This is a genomic window from Acidovorax sp. KKS102, assembly GCF_000302535.1.
Lineage (GTDB): Bacteria > Pseudomonadota > Gammaproteobacteria > Burkholderiales > Burkholderiaceae_C > Acidovorax.
The window spans coordinates 847,195-865,032 of sequence record NC_018708.1 but is presented as its reverse complement, the minus strand read 5'-3'; the positions used below and the strand labels follow the sequence as shown (position 1 = coordinate 865,032).

The following is a 17,838-nucleotide window of genomic DNA, read 5'->3' as shown; positions in this document are numbered from 1 at the left end:
CGGTGGCTTTGTTGTTGTCGTCGTATCGATCAGTCGGAAAAACGCGGGCTCACTTGCTCACGGTGATCCACTTGAACGGCATGTAGTTGTCGGCCATCTGCACGAGCTTGACCTTCTTGCTCACGCCCCAGGCCAGCGCCTGCTGGTGCAGCGGCAGGTGGCCCACATCGGCGGTATGCACTTCAAAGGCTTCCTTGATCATGGCGTCGCGCTTGGGCTTGTCGGTCTCGACCAGGATCTTCTTGGTCAGTTCGTCCAGCTTGGGGTTGCAGTACGCACCCAGGTTGAACTGGCCCGCGCCGGTCTTGTCGTCCGGGCAGATCATCAGCGCATTGAGGGCGTTGTGCGAGTCGTACGTGGTGGGCGTCCAGCCCAGCATGTAGAAGCTGGTGTCACGGCGCAGCACCTTGGGGAAGTACGTGCCTTTGGTTTCAGCCGCGAGGTTGATCTTGACGTTGATGCGCGACAGGTTCGCAGCCACCGTCTGGCAGATGCGGCCGTCGTTCACGTAGCGATCGTTGGGACAGTTCATGGTGACTTCAAAGCCGTTGGGGTAACCGGCTTCAACCATGAGCTTCTTGGCGGCTTCGACGTCTCATAGGGCAGGCGCTTGACATCCGGCTGGAAGCCGTTGATACCGGGGCCCACCATCAGCGCGGAGGGGTTGGAGGCGCCCCGCATCACAGTCTTCTTGATGCCTTCGATGTCGATGGCCTGGTAGAAGGCCTGGCGCACGCGCTTGTCCTTGAAGGGGTTCTTGCCCTTGACGTTGGAGTACAGCAGCTCGTCGCGTTTCTGGTCCATGCCCAGGAAGATGGTGCGCAGCTCAGGGCCAGTGATGGCGCGGGCATTGGCGCTGCCGTTGATACGCTCGATGTCCTGCACTGGCACAGGCTCCATCACGTCCACTTCGCCCGACAGCAGGGCCGCCACGCGCGTGGCATCGTTACCGATGGGCGTGAACACAACTTCGGTGGCGTTGCCTTCGATCTTGTCCCAGTAGGCGCCATTGCGCACGAACACCGTGCGCACGTTGGGCTGGCGCTCACGCAGGCGGAAGGGGCCGGTGCCATTGGCGCGGAACGACGCCGCGTTCTCGATGCCCTTGCGGCGGTCTACCGGGGTTGTGGCCTGATTGGTCTCGCACCACTTCTTGCTCATGATGTAGGAAGTGGTGATCACGTCCGGAAGGATGGGCTGGGGAGCCATGGTGTCGATCTCTACCGTGTGGTCGTCGATCTTGCGCACCTGCTTGATGTCGCTGTTGGTGGCCTTCATGTCAGAGCCATCGCCCTTCATGCGGGCGAAGCTAAACACCACATCGTCGGCCGTGAACGGCGTGCCGTCGTGGAATTGCACACCCTTGCGCAGTTCGAAGCGCCACACGGTGGGGGCAATCTGCTTCCAGCTGGTAGCCAATGCGGGCGCAAGGCTCAGGTCCTTGTTGCGGCCCACCAGGGGTTCGTAAACGTTGCTGGTCACGCTCAGCTGCAGCGACTCGTTGAGTGAGTGCGGGTCCATCGACAGGGCATCGCCCTGGTTGGCGATGCGAACGGTCTGTGCCTGAGCTACCAAACTCGTCGCAGCCAGCGCAGCGAAGAGAGCGGTCACAGCGACTTTTTTCTGGAATTTCATGGAAATCTCCTGGTAGTGAAAGGGTGGGATGGAAGGGTACGAAGACTTCCGGTGGGTGAGCGGTGTGTGCGTGGAGAAGTCAGACGCCCGCGCCTGATCAGAGCGCGGGCAGCGGCATGGCCTGCTCGATCAGGCTGGCGTGCAGCGCAGCGCCCAGCGGCAGGATGTCATCGTTAAAGTCATACCGACTGTTGTGCAAGGCGCTGCCGCTCGATCCTGTGCCTTGGCCAATGCGCAGGTAGGCCCCCGGCTTGTTCTGCAGCATGAAAGAGAAGTCTTCAGCGCCCATGCTGGGCTCCAGGTCGCGCACCACGTGGTCGGCCCCCAGCAGCGACTCGGCCACATCGCCCGCGAAGATTGCTTCGCTTTCGCTGTTGATGGTGGCGGGGTAGATGCGTTCGTAGTGCACCGTGGCCGTGGCACCGAAGCCGAGCGCAATGGCGCTGCACAACTCCTTGAGGCGCTTTTCCACCATCTCCTGCACCAGCGGGTCGAAGGTGCGCACGGTGCCCACTAGCGTGGCCGTGCCGGGCAGCACGCTGAAGGCACCCAGGTCGCCTGCCTGCATCGCGCACAGGCTGACCACCGCACTGTCGATGGGCCGCACATTGCGCGAAACGATGCTCTGCGCAGCGGTGATGATGTGGGCCGCGACCAGCACAACGTCCACCGTCTGGTAGGCGTGCGCGCCGTGGCCGCCACGCCCAGTGATCTCGACCGTGAAGCGGTCGGCGGCTGCCATCATCGGACCGGCATTGATCCCCACGGTGCCGGGTTTCATTGCGGGCCAGTTGTGCATGGCAAAGATGGACTGCACGGGGAAGCGGTCAAACAACCCGTCTTCCATCATCACGCGGGCACCGGCAAAGCCTTCTTCGCCCGGCTGGAACACCAGCACGGCGGTGCCATCGAAGTTGCGGGTTTCGGCCAGGTAGCGCGCAGCGCCAATCAGCATGGCGGTGTGGCCGTCATGGCCGCAGCCGTGCATGAGGCCCTGCTTGCAGGACTTCCAGGCGAAGTCGTTGTGCTCGGTCAGCGGCAGGGCATCCATGTCGGCGCGCAGGCCCACCATGCTACCGCTGGCGCTGCTGCGCCCACGAATGACGCCCACCACACCCGTGCGCCCGATGCCTTCGTGGATCTCATCCACACCGCAGAGCTTCAGCGCTTCCTTGACGCGCTTGCTGGTGTAGATCTCTTCGAAACCCAGCTCCGGATGGGCATGCAGGTCACGCCGCAGTGCCGTCAACTCAGGGTGGTACTGCGCGATGTGAGCGAAGGCGCGGCCACCAGCTTTCAAACGGGGGCCTTGCATCAATGGCCTCCTGCCTTGCCAACGCGCAGTCGAGGATCGACCGCGAAGTACAGCAGGTCAACCACCAGGTTGATCACCACAAAGATCAACGCAATCAGGCACAGGTAAGCGGCCATCACGGGAATGTCAGCGAAGGTCACAGCCTGGATGAACAGCAGGCCCATGCCTGGCCACTGGAACACCGTCTCGGTAATGATGGCGAAAGCGATCAGGCCACCCAGTTGCAGACCTGTGATGGTCAGCACGGGCACGAGAGTGTTCTTGAGGGCGTGGCCAAAATGGATGGCCCGATTGGACAGGCCACGAGCCCGGGCGAACTTGATGTAGTCGGTGCGCAGCACCTCCAACATTTCGGCCCGCACCAGCCGCATGATCAGCGTGAGCTGGAAGATGGCCAGCGTGATCGCAGGCAGGGTGATGTGGTGCCAGCCCTTGGCCTTGAGCAAGCCGGTGCTCCACCAGCCCAGCTGCACGACCTCACCCCGACCAAAGCTGGGGAACCAGCCCAGGTGTACGGCAAACACCAAAATCAACAAGATGCCGATCAGGAAGGTGGGCAGGGACACTCCCAGCAGGGACAGTGTCATGAACAGCTGGCTGGTGAAGGTGCCGCGCTTGAGGGCGGCATACACGCCCATCGGCACACCAATGACCAGCGCGAGGAGGGCCGCTACCAGCGCCAACTCGAGAGTGGCCGGGAAGCGCTCGGCAATCAGGCGCGACACCTTGGCGCCCTGGCGCAGGCTCAGTCCAAACTCACCCTGCGCTGCATTCACCAGAAAGTGCCAGAACTGCACAAAGAAGGATTTGTCCAAGCCGAGGGCGCTGCGCAACTCGCGGATCTGCTCGGGGGTGGCGTCCTGGCCCAGCAGGAACACCACGGGATCTCCCACGTACTGGAACAGCATGAAGGAGATGAAGGCCACCGTGACCATGACAATCACAGCCTGTATCAGGCGGCGCAAAATAAAGGCAAGCATCAGAGAGTCGAGTGAGTGTTCGATGGAAGTGCCGCCGCAACTTTTGGTGGCTGAGGCACTGCGGGTCAATACATCGTCAAATATACCAAAGAAAGCAAGGGCCGCACGGCCCTTGCTTTCAGTCTGTCAAGAATAAATCAGTTCACCTTGACCGTGCGCATGTCCACGCGGTTATCGGCACGGTGCACCAGTTCGATGTTCTTCTTCATGGCCCATGGGATCACCTGGTCATGCAGAGGAATGTGGGACACGGTGTCGTTGGACAGTTGCAGCGCCTCGGTCAGCATGCGGGCGCGCACCGGTGCATCGGTTTCGGCCTTGATGCGGTCCACCAAGTAGTCCATGCGCTGGTTGCTGTAGCGACCCACGTTGTAGTTGCCGTCACCGCCTTGGCCCACGGTGCGCACCAGCGATTGCAGGCTGTACAGCGCGTCGAATGTCGGCACGCCCCAGCCCAGCATGTAGATGCTGGCTTCGTAGCGCTGGATCATCGGAAAGTAGTTGACCAGCGGCAGCGTGCGCAGCTTGGCCTTCACCCCCACGCGCGCCCACATGGCCGTCACAGCCTGGCAGATGGCTTCGTCGTTGATGTAGCGGTTGTTAGGGCAGGCGAAATCCACTTCAAAGCCATCGGGGTAACCCGCCTCGGCCAGCAGCTTCTTGGATGCATCAACGCTGTATGGGAAACGCTTGCCAACAGCCTCGGTGTAGCCAGCCACTTGCGGCGCAACGATGGTGCCCGTGGGCTTGCCCAGACCGCGCATGATGTTGCGCGAGATGGTTTCTGCATCAATCGCCTGGTAGAGGGCCTTGCGCACCCGCACATCCTTGAGCGGGTTCTTGCCCTTGATGTTCGAGCCCGGGAGCTCTTCGCGGAACTGGTCCATGCCCAGAAAGATCGTGCGGTTCTCCACGCCATCAATCACCTTCAAGTCAGGGCTGGCGCGCAAGCGACCCAGATCCTGAGGAGACGGGTCGAGCACCAGATCCACTTCACCCGACAACAGCGCAGCAATGCGTGTGGCTGCGGACTTGATGGGTGTGTAGACGATCTCGGTCACATTGCCGTCCATCTTGCCCCACCAGTTGGGGTTGCGCTTGAACACCATCTTCACATCAGGCTGCCACGACTCCAGGGTGTAAGGGCCTGTGCCCATGGCGTTGCGGTGGGCAAAGTTTTCGTCAGTGCCCTTGATGTCTTTGGGCTCTACCGACTTGTTCTTTTCGGCCCAGGCCTTGCTCATGATGCGCAACTCGGTCATCTGACGCAGCAGAACCGGATTGGGCGAGGACAGGATGACGTCAAAGTTCTGCGCATCCACCTTCACCACTTTGCTGATGCCCTGTACGTAGGGGGTGAAGTTGGACGTTTTGGCCATGGCCCGCTGGATGGAGTACACCGCATCGTCGGTGGTCAGCGGCGAACCATCATGGAACTTCACGCCCTGACGCAGCGTGAAGCGCACCTGCGTGGGGCTGATCTCCTTCCAGGCGGTTGCCAACACGGGCTCCACATCGAACGTCTTGCTGTTGTAGTACACCAGGCTTTCATACACATTGGCATGAAGGCCGTTTTGCAGCGCATTATTTTGGGAGTGAATGTCCCAGGTCGCGATTTCTCCCTGACTGGCCCATTTGAAAGGCTTGGCCTGCAATGACGGCGCAAACAGCAGCGCGGCAGCAGCAGCCACCGACAAAAGACTGTAGTTGAGTTTCATGGAACCCTCTTGATTGAAAGTTTTACTATGCAGTAAAGGTTGCTCTATAGCCAACGGGAAATCCCTGAATCCCCGCTGCCATGAAGGGCCTATAACTGCGCTGGCAACACTTTCGCCATGCAAGGTTGGTGCCAGCTAAAAACTTTGCTTTCGCGAGTACCCATTGGCACTCATGCGGTTACTCGCGAGGGCGATATCGCCTCGGCACCTTTTCAATAAACCTTGGGCCGATGTACCGGCGTTGGGCCTCCTAACCGCGGTTCTTGAGCCCCTAGTCGCTACGGGAACACCGGGCGCATGGAGGCAACCGGCCGCAAAACACAGCCAAAGCTCCGCATGAGCGTTCCTCTTGGAACACCAACCAGGGAGTCAATTGGAATCAACCCAAACACACCGACAAAGGCTCTCTCAGGGACAAAACGAACAAGCAAACAACCCGAGAAATGAAAAAGCCGCCCGAAGGCGGCTTTTGAGCTTATGTATCAACAACTGGCCAAAGCCAGCTGACGATATTAGAAGCTGTGACGGATACCGAAGTCGTAACCGTTGGAGTTGTCGTTCACACCAGTCACAGCACCGTTCAGGGATTGAGCAGCGCCGTTCTTGTTGTTCAGGTGAGCGTACGTTGCGTACAGAGCCGTGCGCTTGGACAGGTTGTGCACATAGCCCAGAGCCAGCTTGTTCGTACGGGGATCTGCACCAGGAGTGGTGATCTTGTAGGTGGAGTAAGCCAGACGAATTTCGCCAGCGCCCACGGGCACCAGACCACCGATCAGGAAGCCCTTGCCGTCGTTGCCGCCGCTGATCTTGTCTTGGTTGTAGTGAGCCATGATCTTAGCCATGCCCAGGTCGTATTGACCGCCCAGGTTCACAGCCTTGATGTTGCCCGTCAGGAACTTGGTTTCGGAGAAAGCGATAGCGGCGTTGATGGGGCCGTTAGCGTAACCAGCGCGCAGTGCCAAGCCGTTGCCGTCCTTCTTGTTGGCAGCGTTGCTCAGGTTTTCACCCATGTAATACTGGGCTTGGCCATAGAAACCGCCCAGGTTGCCAGGCAGGAAGTAGCCGATGGCGTTCGACGCGCGGAGGGTGGTAGGGCCGCCCAGGCTGGAGTTCAGGGTTTGGGTGGTGCCGACGCCGTTCGTGCCGAACGGATCGAACACGGTCAGGTTCCAGAATTGGGGGGTGTAGTCACGGCCCAGACGCACTTCACCGAAGCCGCCGTTCAGGCTGACCGTCGAACGACGGTTGAAAGTCAGGCCGCCACCAGTGCTGGTAGCTGCTTGGTTGTTGGTGTTGGTAACGCCGCCGGTGCCGTTGTCGTTGTTCAGACCAGCTTCGAGCCAGAACGAAGCGGACATGCCGCCACCCAGGTCTTCAACGCCGCGGAAACCCAGACGGCTGCTGTTGTAGCCGGAGTTCGTCAGTTGCGACTTGTTAGAGACGCTGCCGGAACCGTAAGCGTAGGTTGCGTCAACCACGCCGAACAGGGTCACGGAAGATTGAGCCATTGCAGCGCCGGAAGCAGCCAGCACAGCCAGGGCAATCAGGGATTTTTTCATTGCGAGTTACTCCAAGGTTAAACATCGGGCTCCGGTACGGGGGGTCTATGGTGAAAGCACCTGCACAGTCCCGCCGGTTTCCCGGGCCAACCTCCTGGTGGGGAAGTTGCTCTTATTGCACCAGACCCGGACCGGTTTCGCAAAGGAATTCACCCACAATCGCCCCGAAAGGGGAAATTCGTTGCAGTGTTGCAACATTTCAGTGCGCACGGGCAAAATCACGATTGCTGCATGCAACTCCTGTGCCTTGCCTTGTGGTTTTTTGTATCTAAGTGCAATTTGTGTTTCGACACCATTGCCACTTGAAAGCTTTCCATGGACGCTTTTTTGACTGCCGCAGACAACGCGCTGCGCACACTGTTTGCCCAACCCCGCGCTGCCGAGCAGACACCAGCCCACGGTGTGCCCGAGGCGTCGCTCGATCCCGCACAGAAAAAGCTGGCGGGAGCCCTGATGCGGGTGAACCATGTGGGAGAAGTGTGCGCCCAGGCGCTCTACAGCGCGCAGGCGGCCGTCACCCGCGACCCCGCCCTGCGGGACCACCTCCAGGCAGCGGCGCGCGAAGAAACCGATCACCTGGCCTGGACGCAACAGCGCCTGGACGCGCTGGGTGCCCGCCCCAGCTTGCTCAACCCCCTGTGGTTCGCAGGCGCCTTCGCGCTCGGACTGGTTGCCGCCAAGGTCAGTGACCGGGCCAACCTGGGGTTTGTGGTGGAAACAGAAACCCAGGTGGCCGCGCATCTGCAAAGCCACCTCGACCGGCTTCCCGAACAGGATCAGGCGTCAAGGGCCGTGGTCGCCCGAATGAAGCAGGACGAGGAGCGGCACGCGGACCAGGCCCGCGCCGCAGGCGCCCTGGAATTGCCCGCCCCGGTGCGCTTGGCCATGAAAGGCGCCGCCAAGGTCATGACCACCACGGCGCACTATCTTTGAACCCCCAGCTGGTTCACGCGGGCAACAGGTGCACCAAAAACATACGCACAACCACCCGCTCAGTCTGGCAGCCCAGACCATCCCACGACTTCGTCAGGCCTCCAGCACCTCGTAGCCGGTGGTGATGTCGGCCGTCTTGCCCAGCATGATGCTGGCCGAGCAGTACTTGTCATGGCTCATGGCAATCGCGCGCTCCACGGCGGCTGGGGGGATGCCCTTGCCCGTGACGGTGAAGTGCATATGGATCTTGGTGAACACCTTGGGGTCGGTCTCGGCGCGTTCCGTCGTCAACTTAACGCTGCAGCCGCGCACGTCATGGCGGCCCCGCTTGAGGATCAGCACCACGTCATAGGCGGTGCAACCGCCCGTGCCTGCCAGCACGGTCTCCATGGGCCGGGGCGCCAGGTTCTGGCCGCCGTTGGCGGGGTTGGCGGCATCGGGGGCACCATCCATGGTCAGAACATGGCCGCTGCCGGTTTCGGCCACAAAACCCATGCCGGAGCGGGTCCCCGCCCCGCCGGTCCAACTGACTGTGCATTCCATTTGTGTTTCTCCTGTGTGACACGTGGTTTTTTTCGCACGGAAAACCGAAACGAAAAGAATTTGATGCGAATTTTGCTGCATCGCAACAAGACTCGCGCTAAACTTCGCCCATGCGCTGCCGCTTTCGAACAGAAAGGAACCGGCAGGCGGCAAGAAGCCTGGAATCCGGCACTTGCCTCGCACCGATTGTCTCCTCCATCTCCTCAAAGGATGGATTAGCCCCAGGCCTCACGGCCCGGGGCTTTTTTTTGCCCGATCGCCCTGCGCCGCAACAGGCCGCCCGCCCAGAGGCCTCGGCCCCTGCCCAGGGCGACGCCCTATGATGTGGGCCCCCGCCCGCCGCCCTGCGCCGGTGGGGCTCTCCTCCTGCACCTGCCATGACCCAGCACCTCACCCCCGCCGACTACCTCAAGAAAATCCTGACTGCCCGCGTGTACGACGTGGCGGTGGAGTCGGCGCTGGAGCCCGCCAAGAACCTCAGCCGCCGCCTGCACAACAAGGTACTCCTGAAGCGCGAAGACCAGCAGCCCGTGTTCAGCTTCAAGTTGCGGGGCGCGTACAACAAGATGGCGCACCTCACGCCCGAGCAGCTGCAGCGCGGCGTGATCTGCGCCTCGGCCGGCAACCACGCCCAGGGCGTGGCCATGAGCGCCCACCGACTGGGCACGCGCGCCGTGATCGTGATGCCCACCACCACCCCGCAGCTCAAGATTGATGCCGTGAAGACGCTCGGTGGCGAGGTCGTGCTGTTTGGCGAGAGCTATTCCGACGCCTACGGCCATTCCGTCCAGCTGGAAAAGGAACAGGGCCTGACATTCGTGCACCCGTTCGACGACCCGGACGTGATTGCTGGCCAGGGCACCATCGCCATGGAGATCCTGCGCCAGCTGCAAAGCCTGGGCAGCAACCAGCTCGATGCCGTGTTCGTGGCCATTGGCGGCGGCGGACTCATCTCGGGTGTGGCCAACTACATCAAGGCCGTGCGCCCTGAGATCAAGGTGATCGGGGTGCAGATGAACGACTCGGACGCCATGATCCAGTCGGTGCAGGCCCATGAGCGCGTGACGCTGGCCGATGTGGGCCTGTTCTCCGACGGCACGGCCGTGAAGCTGGTGGGCGAGGAAACCTTCCGCGTGGCACAGGGCCTGGTGGATGACTACATCACCGTCGACACCGACGCCGTCTGCGCCGCCATCAAGGACATCTTTGTGGACACGCGCAGCATCGTCGAGCCCGCCGGGGCGCTGGCTGTCGCTGCCATCAAGCAGTACGTGGCCCAGCGCAAGACCAAGGGCGAGACCTACGCGGCCATCCTGTGCGGCGCCAACATGAACTTCGACCGGCTGCGCTTTGTGGCCGAGCGGGCCGAGGTGGGCGAGGAGCGAGAAGCGCTGCTCGCTGTCACCATTCCGGAAGAGCGCGGTAGCTTCCGCCGCTTCTGCGAGGTGGTCGGCGGCCTGCCCGGCGGCCCGCGCAACGTGACCGAGTTCAACTACCGCATCAGCGACGCCGCCCGCGCCCATGTGTTTGTAGGCCTGACCACCAACGGCAAGGGCGAATCGGAAAAGATCGCCAAGAACTTCAACCGCCACGGTTTCGAGGCGCTGGACCTGACGCACGACGAGCTGGCCAAGGAACACCTGCGCCACCTGGTGGGCGGGCACTCGGCGCTGGCGCAGGACGAGCGCCTGATGCGCTTTACCTTCCCCGAGCGGCCCGGTGCGCTGCTCAAATTTTTGAGCCTGATGCAGCCGACCTGGAACATCAGCCTGTTCCACTACCGCAACCAGGGCGCGGACTATGGCCGCATCCTCGTGGGCATGCAGGTGCCGCCCGAGGACAAGGCGGCCTTCGACGCCTTCCTGGCCACGCTGGGCTACCCCTATGTGGAAGAAACGCTGAATCCGGCCTACCGCCTGTTCCTGCGCTCCAAATAATGCCAAAAATGGCTGCAAGCGCTGGTTGAACATGCCTTGACAGCTATCAAAACAGAAGCATCGAACCCCCACTGCACACCATGCAATCCCTGCGCCACTACCTGCTGGCCGTGCAGTTCTTCACCCGCATCCCCGTCACCGGGCGGCTGGCGAACTGGGTGGGCTACAGCCCGGCCATGCTGCGGGCCAGCGCGGCACACTTTCCGGGCATTGGCTGGCTGGCGGCGTTGCTGTCTGTGGCCGTGTATGCCGCGCTGCACTGGGCGCTGGCGCCCAACCCGCTGGCCCCGGCTGTGGCGGCGGTGTTCTGCACCATCGCCACGGTGCTGATGACAGGTGGCTTTCATGAAGACGGCCTGGCCGACGTGGCCGATGGCCTGGGCGGCAGCTACGACCGCGAACGCGCGCTGGACATCATGAAGGACTCGCGCATCGGCGCCTTCGGGGCCATGGCGCTGGTGCTGGCGCTGTTGGCCAAGCTCAGCCTGCTGGCGCTGCTGGGGGCACACAGCGTGCTGGCCGCCCTGGCCGCGCTGGTGGGCGCGCATGTGCTGTCGCGCTTTTGGCCCCTGCTCATCGTGCGCAGCCTGCCGCATGTGGGAGACACGGCGCGCTCCAAAAGCAAGCCGCTGGCCGACCAGATCTCCGGCCAGGCATTGGTTGCGGCGCTTTTGTGGTGTTTTCCGCCCCTGGTGCTAGTGGGATATGCCCAGTCAGCTCTCTTTTTGGTAGCACCCATCGCTCTCAGCGCGCTCTGCGCGGCCTGGATGGCGCGCTGGTTCGCCCGGCGGCTGCAAGGCTTCACGGGCGACTGCCTGGGCGCCACGCAGCAGGTGAGCGAGATCGGGTTCTACCTGGGCGCTGCCATCGCACTGCGATGGCTATGACGCCCTCCCCCGCCACCGCCAGCAGCCGCCTGTGGCTGGTGCGCCATGCAGCCCCGCTGGTTGCGCCGGGCACCTGCTACGGCGCTTTGGACGTGCCCGCCGACGCGCAGGCCACCCGTGCTGCGGCAGAGCGACTGGCAACGGCACTGCCACCCGGAGCTCGCGTGGCGCATTCCACGCTACAAAGATGTGAGCTGCTAGCGCATGATTTACAGGCACTCAGACCCGATTTGACATTCGCCCCTGACACCCGGCTGCGCGAGATGGACTTTGGCCGCTGGGAAGGGCAAACCTGGGACGCCATCGGCAAAAGTGCCATCGATGCCTGGGTGGCCGGGTTCGCCACCCACGCACCCGGCGGGGGCGAAAGCCTGGCGCACATGCTGCACCGCGTGGCGGCCGCCCTGCAGACCGCCCGCGAATGGCGCAATGATCAGGGGGCGATGGATGTGGTGTGGATCACCCACGCCGGGGTGGCACGCTGCGTGGCCTGGTTGCAGGAGCGTGGAGAAAGCGCCCTGCCCCGCTCGGAGGACTGGCCGGTGGCGGCACCGGGCTGGGGGGAATGGGAAATCAGGGAGCTGGCCTAAGCGCCTGGTCAAAGTCTTCAGGCCAGCAGGTGCTCAGTTCTTGAGCGGCATGTCCAGCGTCACTGTGGCAGGCCCGCCCATGCTGGCCCCCAGTTGCGCCTGGCGGGGGCCCAGGGCCTGCAGCACCAGCCCCTCATCCACAGCAGCGCCCACACGGAAGGGCTTGGCGGGCTTGCCGTCCACGGCAATCAGTGCCGCACCGCCGCCGCTGCTGCGCCCCGACAGCACCCCGATCAGCGTGAACCGGCTCGCGGTGGGTGCCACCGGCGCTGCCACGCCAGGGGCTGCAGGCGCAGCACCCAGCAAACGCGCCAGCGCCTGCGCGTCCATGGCCACCGGGGCAGGCGCCACGGCCGGCGCGGAGGAAGCGGACGAGGGCGCCGACAGGCGCAGCCCCCAATAGACCACGCTGGCACCGGCTGCTGCCCAGAGCACCAGAGTCCCCAGGCGGACGCCCCATTTGCTGTACGTATTGGTCACCATGCGGGGATTATGATTCACGCGATTCGACCATCCGAGAGACCGCCAGCAGTGAACACTTCTTTCTCCCTCCTTGTGCGCTCCGCCCCGCGCCGCGTTGCCAAGTCCGTGGCCCGTGGTTTCACCCTCATCGAACTGATGGTGGTGCTGGTGATCATCGGCGTGCTGGCCGCGCTGATCGTGCCCAACGTGCTCGAACGTGCCGACGATGCCCGCGTGACGGCCGCCCGCACCGACATCACCAACATCATGCAGGCGCTCAAGCTCTACCGCCTGGACAACCAGCGCTACCCCACGGCCGAACAGGGCCTGCAAGCCCTGGTCATCAAGCCCACTGCGGGCCCCGTGCCGGGCAACTGGAAGCTGTACCTCGAAAAGCTGCCCAACGACCCCTGGGGCCGCCCTTACCAATACCTCAACCCCGGCATCAAGGGCGAGATCGACGTGATGTCGTTCGGCGCCGATGGCCAGTCGGGCGGCGAAGGCAAGGACGCCGATATTGGCAGCTGGCAGTGACCGTTCATTGCCAAGGTGCCCCAGCCCCATGAAACGGGCATGCGCCCAGCGAGGGACGCCGTGGAACTGGTTTTGCCAGGCCACTGGCGTCTTCTCCCCCGGAAGAAGCCGTGCAGAGGCTCAGAGGGGCTTCACCCTCCTGGAGTTGCTGGTCGTCATCAGCATCATGGCGCTGGCCACGGCGGGCGTGGGGCTGGCGATGCGCGATGGCGGGCAGACGCAGCTGGAGCGGGAGGCCGCGCGGCTGGCGGCGCTGCTCGAATCCGCACGCGCCCAGTCCCGCGCCGGGGGCATCCCGGTGCGCTGGCGTGCGCTGCCGGGGGGATTCCGTTTTGAAGGGCTGCCACGCAGCGCGCAGGCCGCTCTGCCCAACCAATGGCTGGACCCCGGCACCGTGGTACGCGGACCGGCGGTGCTGCAACTGGGCCCCGAGCCCCTGATCGGCCCGCAGCAGGTGCTGATCACCCACCAGTCCTCCCCCGACCGCACCCTGCGCATTGCCACCGACGGCGTGCGCCCGTTTTCTGTGGATGCGGTGCAGTGAGGACTCTCCGCCCTTTCATCCGTCACCAGGGCTTCACGCTGGTGGAAGTGCTGGTGGCGCTGGCCATTGTGGCCATTGCCCTCATGGCGGGGCTGCAGGCCACGACGGCACTCACGCGCAACGCCCTGCGGCAGTCCGACATCGTGCTCGCACAGCTGTGCGCAGAGAACGAACTGGTCAAGGCCCGCCTCTCGCGCCAGATGCCCAGCGTGGGTGACAGCAGCCTGACCTGTGAGCAGGCCGGGCGCCAGTTGCAGGTGGTGACCATCGTGCGGCCCACGCCCAACCCGAGTTTTCGGCGCATCGATGCGCAGGTGCTGGATGGGGACAACTCCATCCTGCGACTCTCCACCATCATCGGGCGGTATTGATGGAACACCCCCCTGAGGCCCTGCGGGCCTTCCCCCCGCTCTCGCATTGCTGCGCAATGCGGGCAGGGGGACGCCGCCAGCGCGGCGGGGCGGCCCTTGCGCGGCGTCCGCTGGCCTGGGCCGCGCCAGTTGCTCAGGCCTCGCGCCGGCGCCTCTGCAGTGGGGGCACGGTCCCGCGCGGCTTCACGCTCATCGAGTTGCTGGTCGCGATCAGCGTCATGGCGTTGATCGCCATCCTGAGCTGGCGCGGGCTCGATGGCATGGTGCGGGCGCAGGAGTCCACCCGCCAGCGGGCGGACGAGATGCTGGTGCTGCAGGCCGCGCTGGGCCAGTGGGGGACGGACCTGGACGCCCTGGTCTCCATCGCCAACACCACGCCGCTGGACTGGGATGGCCAGGTGCTGCGCCTCACCCGCCGCAGCAGCGCCGTGCCCGACGAGGGTGCGCTGGTGGTGGCCTGGACCCGCCGCAACAACAACCAGGGCGTGGGCCAGTGGCTGCGCTGGCAGTCGCCGCCAGTGCGCACCCGTGCTGATTGGCGGCAGGCCTGGGAACAGGCCGCCCAGTGGGCGCGCACGCCGGGCGACGCCGAGCGGCGCTACGAGGTCACGCTGCTGCCGCTGGACAACTGGCAGATCTTCTACTACCGGGGCGGCGCGTGGTCCAACCCGCAGTCGAGCACGGGCACCCCGACGGGCGACAGCACCTCGGCCATCCCGGACGGCATCCGCCTGCAGATCACCCTGCCCCCGGGCCAGGCGCTGACGGGCCAGCTGACGCGAGACTGGGTCAACCCGGTGCTGGGCGGAGGCAGATCATGAGTACCCCCCTGAGCGGCTGCGCCGCATCCCCCCAGGGGGACGCCACCCGTGGCCTGGCAAAGCCAGCTCCACGGTGGCACCCGCTGCGGCAGCGCCCATTGCACATGCACAGGGCGCGCGGCGCCGCACTGCTCGCCGCCATGCTCACCGTCACGCTCGTCGCCACCTTTGCGGCCGCCGCGATGTGGCAGCAGTGGCGCGCGGTGGAGGTCGAGACGGCCGAGCGCGGCCGCGTGCAGTCCGCGTGGATCTTGATCGGCGCGCTCGACTGGTCGCGGCTCATCCTGCGCGAGGACGGGCGCTCGGGCGGTGCCGACCACCTGGCCGAGCCCTGGGCCATTCCCTTGCAGGAGGCCCGACTGTCCACCTTCCTCGCGGCCGACAAGAACGTGACGCAGGTGGACGACGCCAGCACCGACACCACCGAGGCCTTCCTGTCGGGCCAGATCACCGACCTGCAGGGCCGCCTGAACATCACCAACCTCGCAGAAGGTGGGCAGGTGCAGGCCGTGGCCCTGCGGCAGTTCACCCGGCTGTTCGAGCGCCTGGGCCTGCCCGGCACGCAACTGAGCACCCTGATCGACGGCCTGCGCCGCGCGCAGGCGGGTGCAGGCACCGACAGCGGCTCCGCCCCCCTGCAGCCCCCCAGCGTGACCCAGCTGGGCTGGCTGGGCCTGACCCCCGCCACGGTGGCGGCGCTCGCTCCCCATGTGACGCTGCTGCCCGTGCGCACCCCGGTCAATCTGAACACCGCCGACATCAACGTGCTCATGGCCGCCATCGACGGGCTGGACAGCGCCACGGCCCAGAAGATCGTGCAGACCCGCGAAGCGCGGCATTTCCGCACCCTCAGCGACGTGCGCGACCTGGTGGGTGCCAGCATCGACATCAACGAAAGCGCCCATGCCGTGGCTTCGTCGTACTTTGAAGTGCGGGGCCGCCTGCGCCTGGGCGATGCGATGGTGGACGAGCGCTCTTTGGTGCGCAAACAGGGTATCGACGTGACCACGCTGTGGCGCGAGCGCGGGGCCTTCGACCGGGAAACCACGCAAACCCTGCCAGGGGCGCAGCGTTGAGAACCTGTTCTGAGGCACAACAACCCTCAACACCGCACCACCCACACCGCCGCCGTGTCACGCCCGCCCCCTAAAATGGCCCGCAAAACCCGCCCATGAGCACCCTGATCCTTTTCCTGCCGCCGGCACGCCCGGGACCCGCCTCCGAGTACGCCTACACGCTCACGGCAGACGGCCATTCCGCCCTCCAGCACGCCACCGCACCCGCTGCCCTGCTGCCCGAGCCCACCCGCCCCGGCGGCGAGGTCGTGGCTGTGGTGCCCGCACGGGCGCTGTCGTGGCAACGCGTGACCATTCCGGCCGGGGTGCCGCTGGGCGCCGGCCAGCAAACGCCCCGGCTGCGCTCGGTGCTCGAAGGCCTACTTGAAGACCGCGTGCTGGACGATGCCAGCCAGCTGCACTTTGCGCTGCAGCCCGGTGCACAAAGCCGTGCACAGGCCGGCGAGCCGGTGTGGGTGGCTGTTTGCGACCGCGCCTGGCTGCGCGAACACCTGCAGGCGCTCGAAGCCGCAGGCCGCCGCGTGGCCCGCGTGGTGCCCGAATTTGCGCCCGGCCCCACGGCCAGCGGCCAGCCTGAGCTGTGCGCCCTGGGCACGCCCGAAGAGGCCTACGTGGTGCTCACTGGCCATGGTGCCGAACAGGGCGTGGCGGTGCTGCCGCTGACGCCCATGGCCCTGACGCTGGCGCGTACCGGTTTGCCGGCCGCCGAGGCAGGCGACGACCTGGCCCTCATGGTCCGCGCCGAGCCCGCCGTGGCCGCGCTGGCCGAACGCACCCTGGGCCAGCAAGGCCAACGCATTGCGCTGCACACCACCAGCCAGCGCGCGCTCGATGCCGCCCGTGGCGACTGGGACCTGGCGCAGTTCGACCTCTCCAGCACCAGCAGCACCCGCGCGCTGCGCAAAGTGGGCAGCGCGCTGAGCGCGGCGCTGTATGCCCCGCAGTGGCGTGCAGCCCGCTGGGGCGCGGGCGTGCTGGTGGTGGCACACCTGGTGGGGCTGAATGCCTGGGCCTGGCAAGAACGGCAGGCACTGAACGCCAAGCAGGCCAGCGTGCGCAACACCCTGACCCAGACCTTCCCCAAGGTGCAGGTGGTGGTCGACGCGCCGGTGCAGATGGAACGCGAGCTCGCCCAGCTGCGGCAGGCCGCCGGTAGCGTGTCGGCGCGCGACCTGGAGCCCCTGCTGGCAGCGGCCGGCGCCGCCTTGCCCGATGGCCGCCTGCCCAGCAGCATCGAATACACGCCCGGCGAGCTGCGCCTGCGCGGCGTGACGCTGGCGCCCGATGAAGAAGCTGTGGCGTCTGGCCGCCTGCAAGCCGCCGGCTACCGCGCCCGCATGGACGATGGCAGCCTGTTGCTGCGCACCGAGGTGAGCCCATGACCCAACCCTCCGCCCTCCAGGACCGCTGGAAAGCCCTGGCGCCCCGCGAGCAGAACCTGGTGCTGGCCGCCAGCACCGTGGTGGCGTTGGCCCTGCTGTGGTGGGTGGCCGTCGCCCCCGCACTCGGCACCCTGCGCGCCGCGCCCGCGCGGCACGCCGCGCTCGATGCTCAACTGCAGCGCATGCAAAGCCTGCAGGCCGAGGCCCAGCAGCTGCAGGCCACCCCCGCCACCAGCCCCGGCGATGCCGTGGGCGCGCTGCGCACCGCCCTCACGCAGCGCCTGGGCAACACGGCCCAACTCAACGTGGCGGGCGACCGGGCCACGGTCACGCTCAAAGGCGCATCGGCCGACGCTCTGGCCCAGTGGCTGGCCCAGGCCCGTAGCAACGCCCGCGCCACGCCGCTCGAAGCGCGGCTGACCCGCAGTGCTGCCGCTGCGCCGACTGGCAACGCGCCCGTCACCCTGGGCAGCACACCCGTGGCCATGCCCCGCTGGGATGGCACCGTGGTGCTGGCCTTGCCCGCCACCCCGGCCCGCTGACCCGCTGCC

Annotated in this window: 17 protein-coding genes and 1 pseudogene; 11 read left to right on the top strand and 7 right to left on the bottom strand. The window is 65.2% G+C overall.

The features are described from left to right. Positions 1 to 49: 49 nt before the first annotated feature. The 5 genes and pseudogenes from C380_RS03875 to C380_RS03855 all read right to left on the bottom strand — a co-directional run bounded on the left by C380_RS03875 (position 50) and on the right by C380_RS03855 (position 7,207). Positions 50 to 1,635, bottom strand: a pseudogene (locus C380_RS03875) (ABC transporter substrate-binding protein). 97 nt (positions 1,636 to 1,732) lie between these two features. Beyond that, positions 1,733 to 2,950, bottom strand: a complete 1,218-nt coding sequence (locus C380_RS03870) for a M20 aminoacylase family protein (RefSeq protein WP_015012585.1) — start codon at positions 2,948 to 2,950, stop codon at positions 1,733 to 1,735. Beyond that, complete coding sequence (locus tag C380_RS03865; protein WP_015012584.1) at positions 2,950 to 3,930, bottom strand: ABC transporter permease; 981 nt, start codon at positions 3,928 to 3,930, stop codon at positions 2,950 to 2,952. Before C380_RS03865 ends, C380_RS03870 begins: the two co-directional genes overlap by 1 nt. A 137-nt stretch (positions 3,931 to 4,067) precedes the next feature. Further along, entirely contained in the window at positions 4,068 to 5,648 is a 1,581-nt protein-coding gene (locus C380_RS03860) for an ABC transporter substrate-binding protein (RefSeq protein WP_015012583.1), read from the bottom strand. 512 nt (positions 5,649 to 6,160) lie between these two features. Beyond that, positions 6,161 to 7,207 (bottom strand): porin, encoded by a 1,047-nt coding sequence (locus tag C380_RS03855; protein ID WP_015012582.1) that lies wholly within the window; start codon positions 7,205 to 7,207, stop codon positions 6,161 to 6,163. Between the two features lie 315 nt (positions 7,208 to 7,522). Between C380_RS03855 and coq7 the strand changes: the two genes are divergently transcribed. Further along, a complete protein-coding gene (gene coq7, locus C380_RS03850; protein ID WP_015012581.1) occupies positions 7,523 to 8,140 on the top strand; it encodes a 2-polyprenyl-3-methyl-6-methoxy-1,4-benzoquinone monooxygenase in 618 nt (205 codons plus the stop codon). A 93-nt stretch (positions 8,141 to 8,233) separates the two neighbouring features. Here coq7 and C380_RS03845 read toward each other — a convergent pair whose 3' ends face one another. Next, complete coding sequence (locus tag C380_RS03845; RefSeq protein WP_015012580.1) at positions 8,234 to 8,683, bottom strand: OsmC family protein; 450 nt, start codon at positions 8,681 to 8,683, stop codon at positions 8,234 to 8,236. A 377-nt stretch (positions 8,684 to 9,060) separates the two neighbouring features. On the opposite strand from C380_RS03845, the gene ilvA reads away from it, so the two are divergent. The 3 genes from ilvA (at position 9,061) to C380_RS03830 (ending at position 12,097) form a co-directional block, all read left to right on the top strand. Continuing rightward, positions 9,061 to 10,620 carry a threonine ammonia-lyase, biosynthetic gene (gene ilvA / locus C380_RS03840; protein WP_015012579.1) on the top strand — a complete coding sequence of 520 codons (1,560 nt, stop codon included), beginning with the start codon at positions 9,061 to 9,063 and terminating at the stop codon, positions 10,618 to 10,620. A gap of 80 nt (positions 10,621 to 10,700) precedes the next feature. After that, positions 10,701 to 11,507: an adenosylcobinamide-GDP ribazoletransferase gene (gene cobS / locus C380_RS03835; RefSeq protein WP_015012578.1), complete on the top strand. Its 807-nt coding sequence runs from the start codon at positions 10,701 to 10,703 to the stop codon at positions 11,505 to 11,507. Further along, positions 11,504 to 12,097, top strand: coding sequence for a histidine phosphatase family protein (locus tag C380_RS03830; RefSeq protein WP_015012577.1), 594 nt, complete (start codon positions 11,504 to 11,506; stop codon positions 12,095 to 12,097). The genes cobS and C380_RS03830 overlap by 4 nt, the downstream gene beginning before the upstream one ends. 33 nt (positions 12,098 to 12,130) lie before the next feature. Here the strand turns inward: C380_RS03830 and C380_RS03825 are convergent, their stop codons facing one another. Beyond that, on the bottom strand, positions 12,131 to 12,580 hold the full coding sequence (locus C380_RS03825; RefSeq protein WP_015012576.1) for a type II secretion system protein N: 450 nt from the start codon (positions 12,578 to 12,580) through the stop codon (positions 12,131 to 12,133). Between the two features lie 72 nt (positions 12,581 to 12,652). Between C380_RS03825 and gspG the strand changes: the two genes are divergently transcribed. From gspG to gspM, 7 genes are all read left to right on the top strand, one after another. Beyond that, positions 12,653 to 13,093 (top strand): type II secretion system major pseudopilin GspG, encoded by a 441-nt coding sequence (gene gspG, locus C380_RS03820; RefSeq protein WP_015012575.1) that lies wholly within the window; start codon positions 12,653 to 12,655, stop codon positions 13,091 to 13,093. Positions 13,094 to 13,121: 28 nt separating this feature from the next. Beyond that, positions 13,122 to 13,637, top strand: a complete 516-nt coding sequence (locus C380_RS03815) for a prepilin-type N-terminal cleavage/methylation domain-containing protein (RefSeq protein WP_051022478.1) — start codon at positions 13,122 to 13,124, stop codon at positions 13,635 to 13,637. Continuing rightward, positions 13,634 to 14,008, top strand: a complete 375-nt coding sequence (gspI, locus tag C380_RS03810) for a type II secretion system minor pseudopilin GspI (RefSeq protein ID WP_015012573.1) — start codon at positions 13,634 to 13,636, stop codon at positions 14,006 to 14,008. Before C380_RS03815 ends, gspI begins: the two co-directional genes overlap by 4 nt. Beyond that, positions 14,008 to 14,829: a type II secretion system protein J gene (locus tag C380_RS03805; RefSeq protein WP_015012572.1), complete on the top strand. Its 822-nt coding sequence runs from the start codon at positions 14,008 to 14,010 to the stop codon at positions 14,827 to 14,829. Before gspI ends, C380_RS03805 begins: the two co-directional genes overlap by 1 nt. Continuing rightward, positions 14,826 to 15,905, top strand: a complete 1,080-nt coding sequence (gene gspK, locus C380_RS03800) for a type II secretion system minor pseudopilin GspK (RefSeq protein ID WP_015012571.1) — start codon at positions 14,826 to 14,828, stop codon at positions 15,903 to 15,905. Before C380_RS03805 ends, gspK begins: the two co-directional genes overlap by 4 nt. A 95-nt stretch (positions 15,906 to 16,000) precedes the next feature. Then, a complete protein-coding gene (gspL, locus tag C380_RS03795; RefSeq protein ID WP_015012570.1) occupies positions 16,001 to 17,287 on the top strand; it encodes a type II secretion system protein GspL in 1,287 nt (428 codons plus the stop codon). After that, entirely contained in the window at positions 17,284 to 17,829 is a 546-nt protein-coding gene (gene gspM, locus C380_RS03790) for a type II secretion system protein GspM (protein ID WP_015012569.1), read from the top strand. The genes gspL and gspM overlap by 4 nt, the downstream gene beginning before the upstream one ends. The last annotated feature ends 9 nt before the right edge of the window (positions 17,830 to 17,838 follow it).

Excerpts from the sequence above, each read along its gene's own strand:
- ilvA (WP_015012579.1), top strand. The coding sequence starts at position 9,061 with ATGACCCAGCACCTCACCCCCGCCGACTACCTCAAGAAAATCCTGACT.
- gspL (WP_015012570.1), top strand. The coding sequence starts at position 16,001 with ATGAGCACCCTGATCCTTTTCCTGCCGCCGGCACGCCCGGGACCCGCC.
- gspM (WP_015012569.1), top strand. The coding sequence starts at position 17,284 with ATGACCCAACCCTCCGCCCTCCAGGACCGCTGGAAAGCCCTGGCGCCC.
- C380_RS03815 (WP_051022478.1), top strand. The coding sequence starts at position 13,122 with ATGAAACGGGCATGCGCCCAGCGAGGGACGCCGTGGAACTGGTTTTGC.
- C380_RS03825 (WP_015012576.1), bottom strand. The coding sequence starts at position 12,580 with ATGGTGACCAATACGTACAGCAAATGGGGCGTCCGCCTGGGGACTCTG.
- C380_RS03805 (WP_015012572.1), top strand. The coding sequence starts at position 14,008 with ATGGAACACCCCCCTGAGGCCCTGCGGGCCTTCCCCCCGCTCTCGCAT.
- coq7 (WP_015012581.1), top strand. The coding sequence starts at position 7,523 with ATGGACGCTTTTTTGACTGCCGCAGACAACGCGCTGCGCACACTGTTT.
- C380_RS03860 (WP_015012583.1), bottom strand. The coding sequence starts at position 5,648 with ATGAAACTCAACTACAGTCTTTTGTCGGTGGCTGCTGCTGCCGCGCTG.
- gspK (WP_015012571.1), top strand. The coding sequence starts at position 14,826 with ATGAGTACCCCCCTGAGCGGCTGCGCCGCATCCCCCCAGGGGGACGCC.
- C380_RS03870 (WP_015012585.1), bottom strand. The coding sequence starts at position 2,950 with ATGCAAGGCCCCCGTTTGAAAGCTGGTGGCCGCGCCTTCGCTCACATC.
- C380_RS03830 (WP_015012577.1), top strand. The coding sequence starts at position 11,504 with ATGACGCCCTCCCCCGCCACCGCCAGCAGCCGCCTGTGGCTGGTGCGC.
- C380_RS03855 (WP_015012582.1), bottom strand. The coding sequence starts at position 7,207 with ATGAAAAAATCCCTGATTGCCCTGGCTGTGCTGGCTGCTTCCGGCGCT.
- C380_RS03865 (WP_015012584.1), bottom strand. The coding sequence starts at position 3,930 with ATGCTTGCCTTTATTTTGCGCCGCCTGATACAGGCTGTGATTGTCATG.
- cobS (WP_015012578.1), top strand. The coding sequence starts at position 10,701 with ATGCAATCCCTGCGCCACTACCTGCTGGCCGTGCAGTTCTTCACCCGC.
- C380_RS03845 (WP_015012580.1), bottom strand. The coding sequence starts at position 8,683 with ATGGAATGCACAGTCAGTTGGACCGGCGGGGCGGGGACCCGCTCCGGC.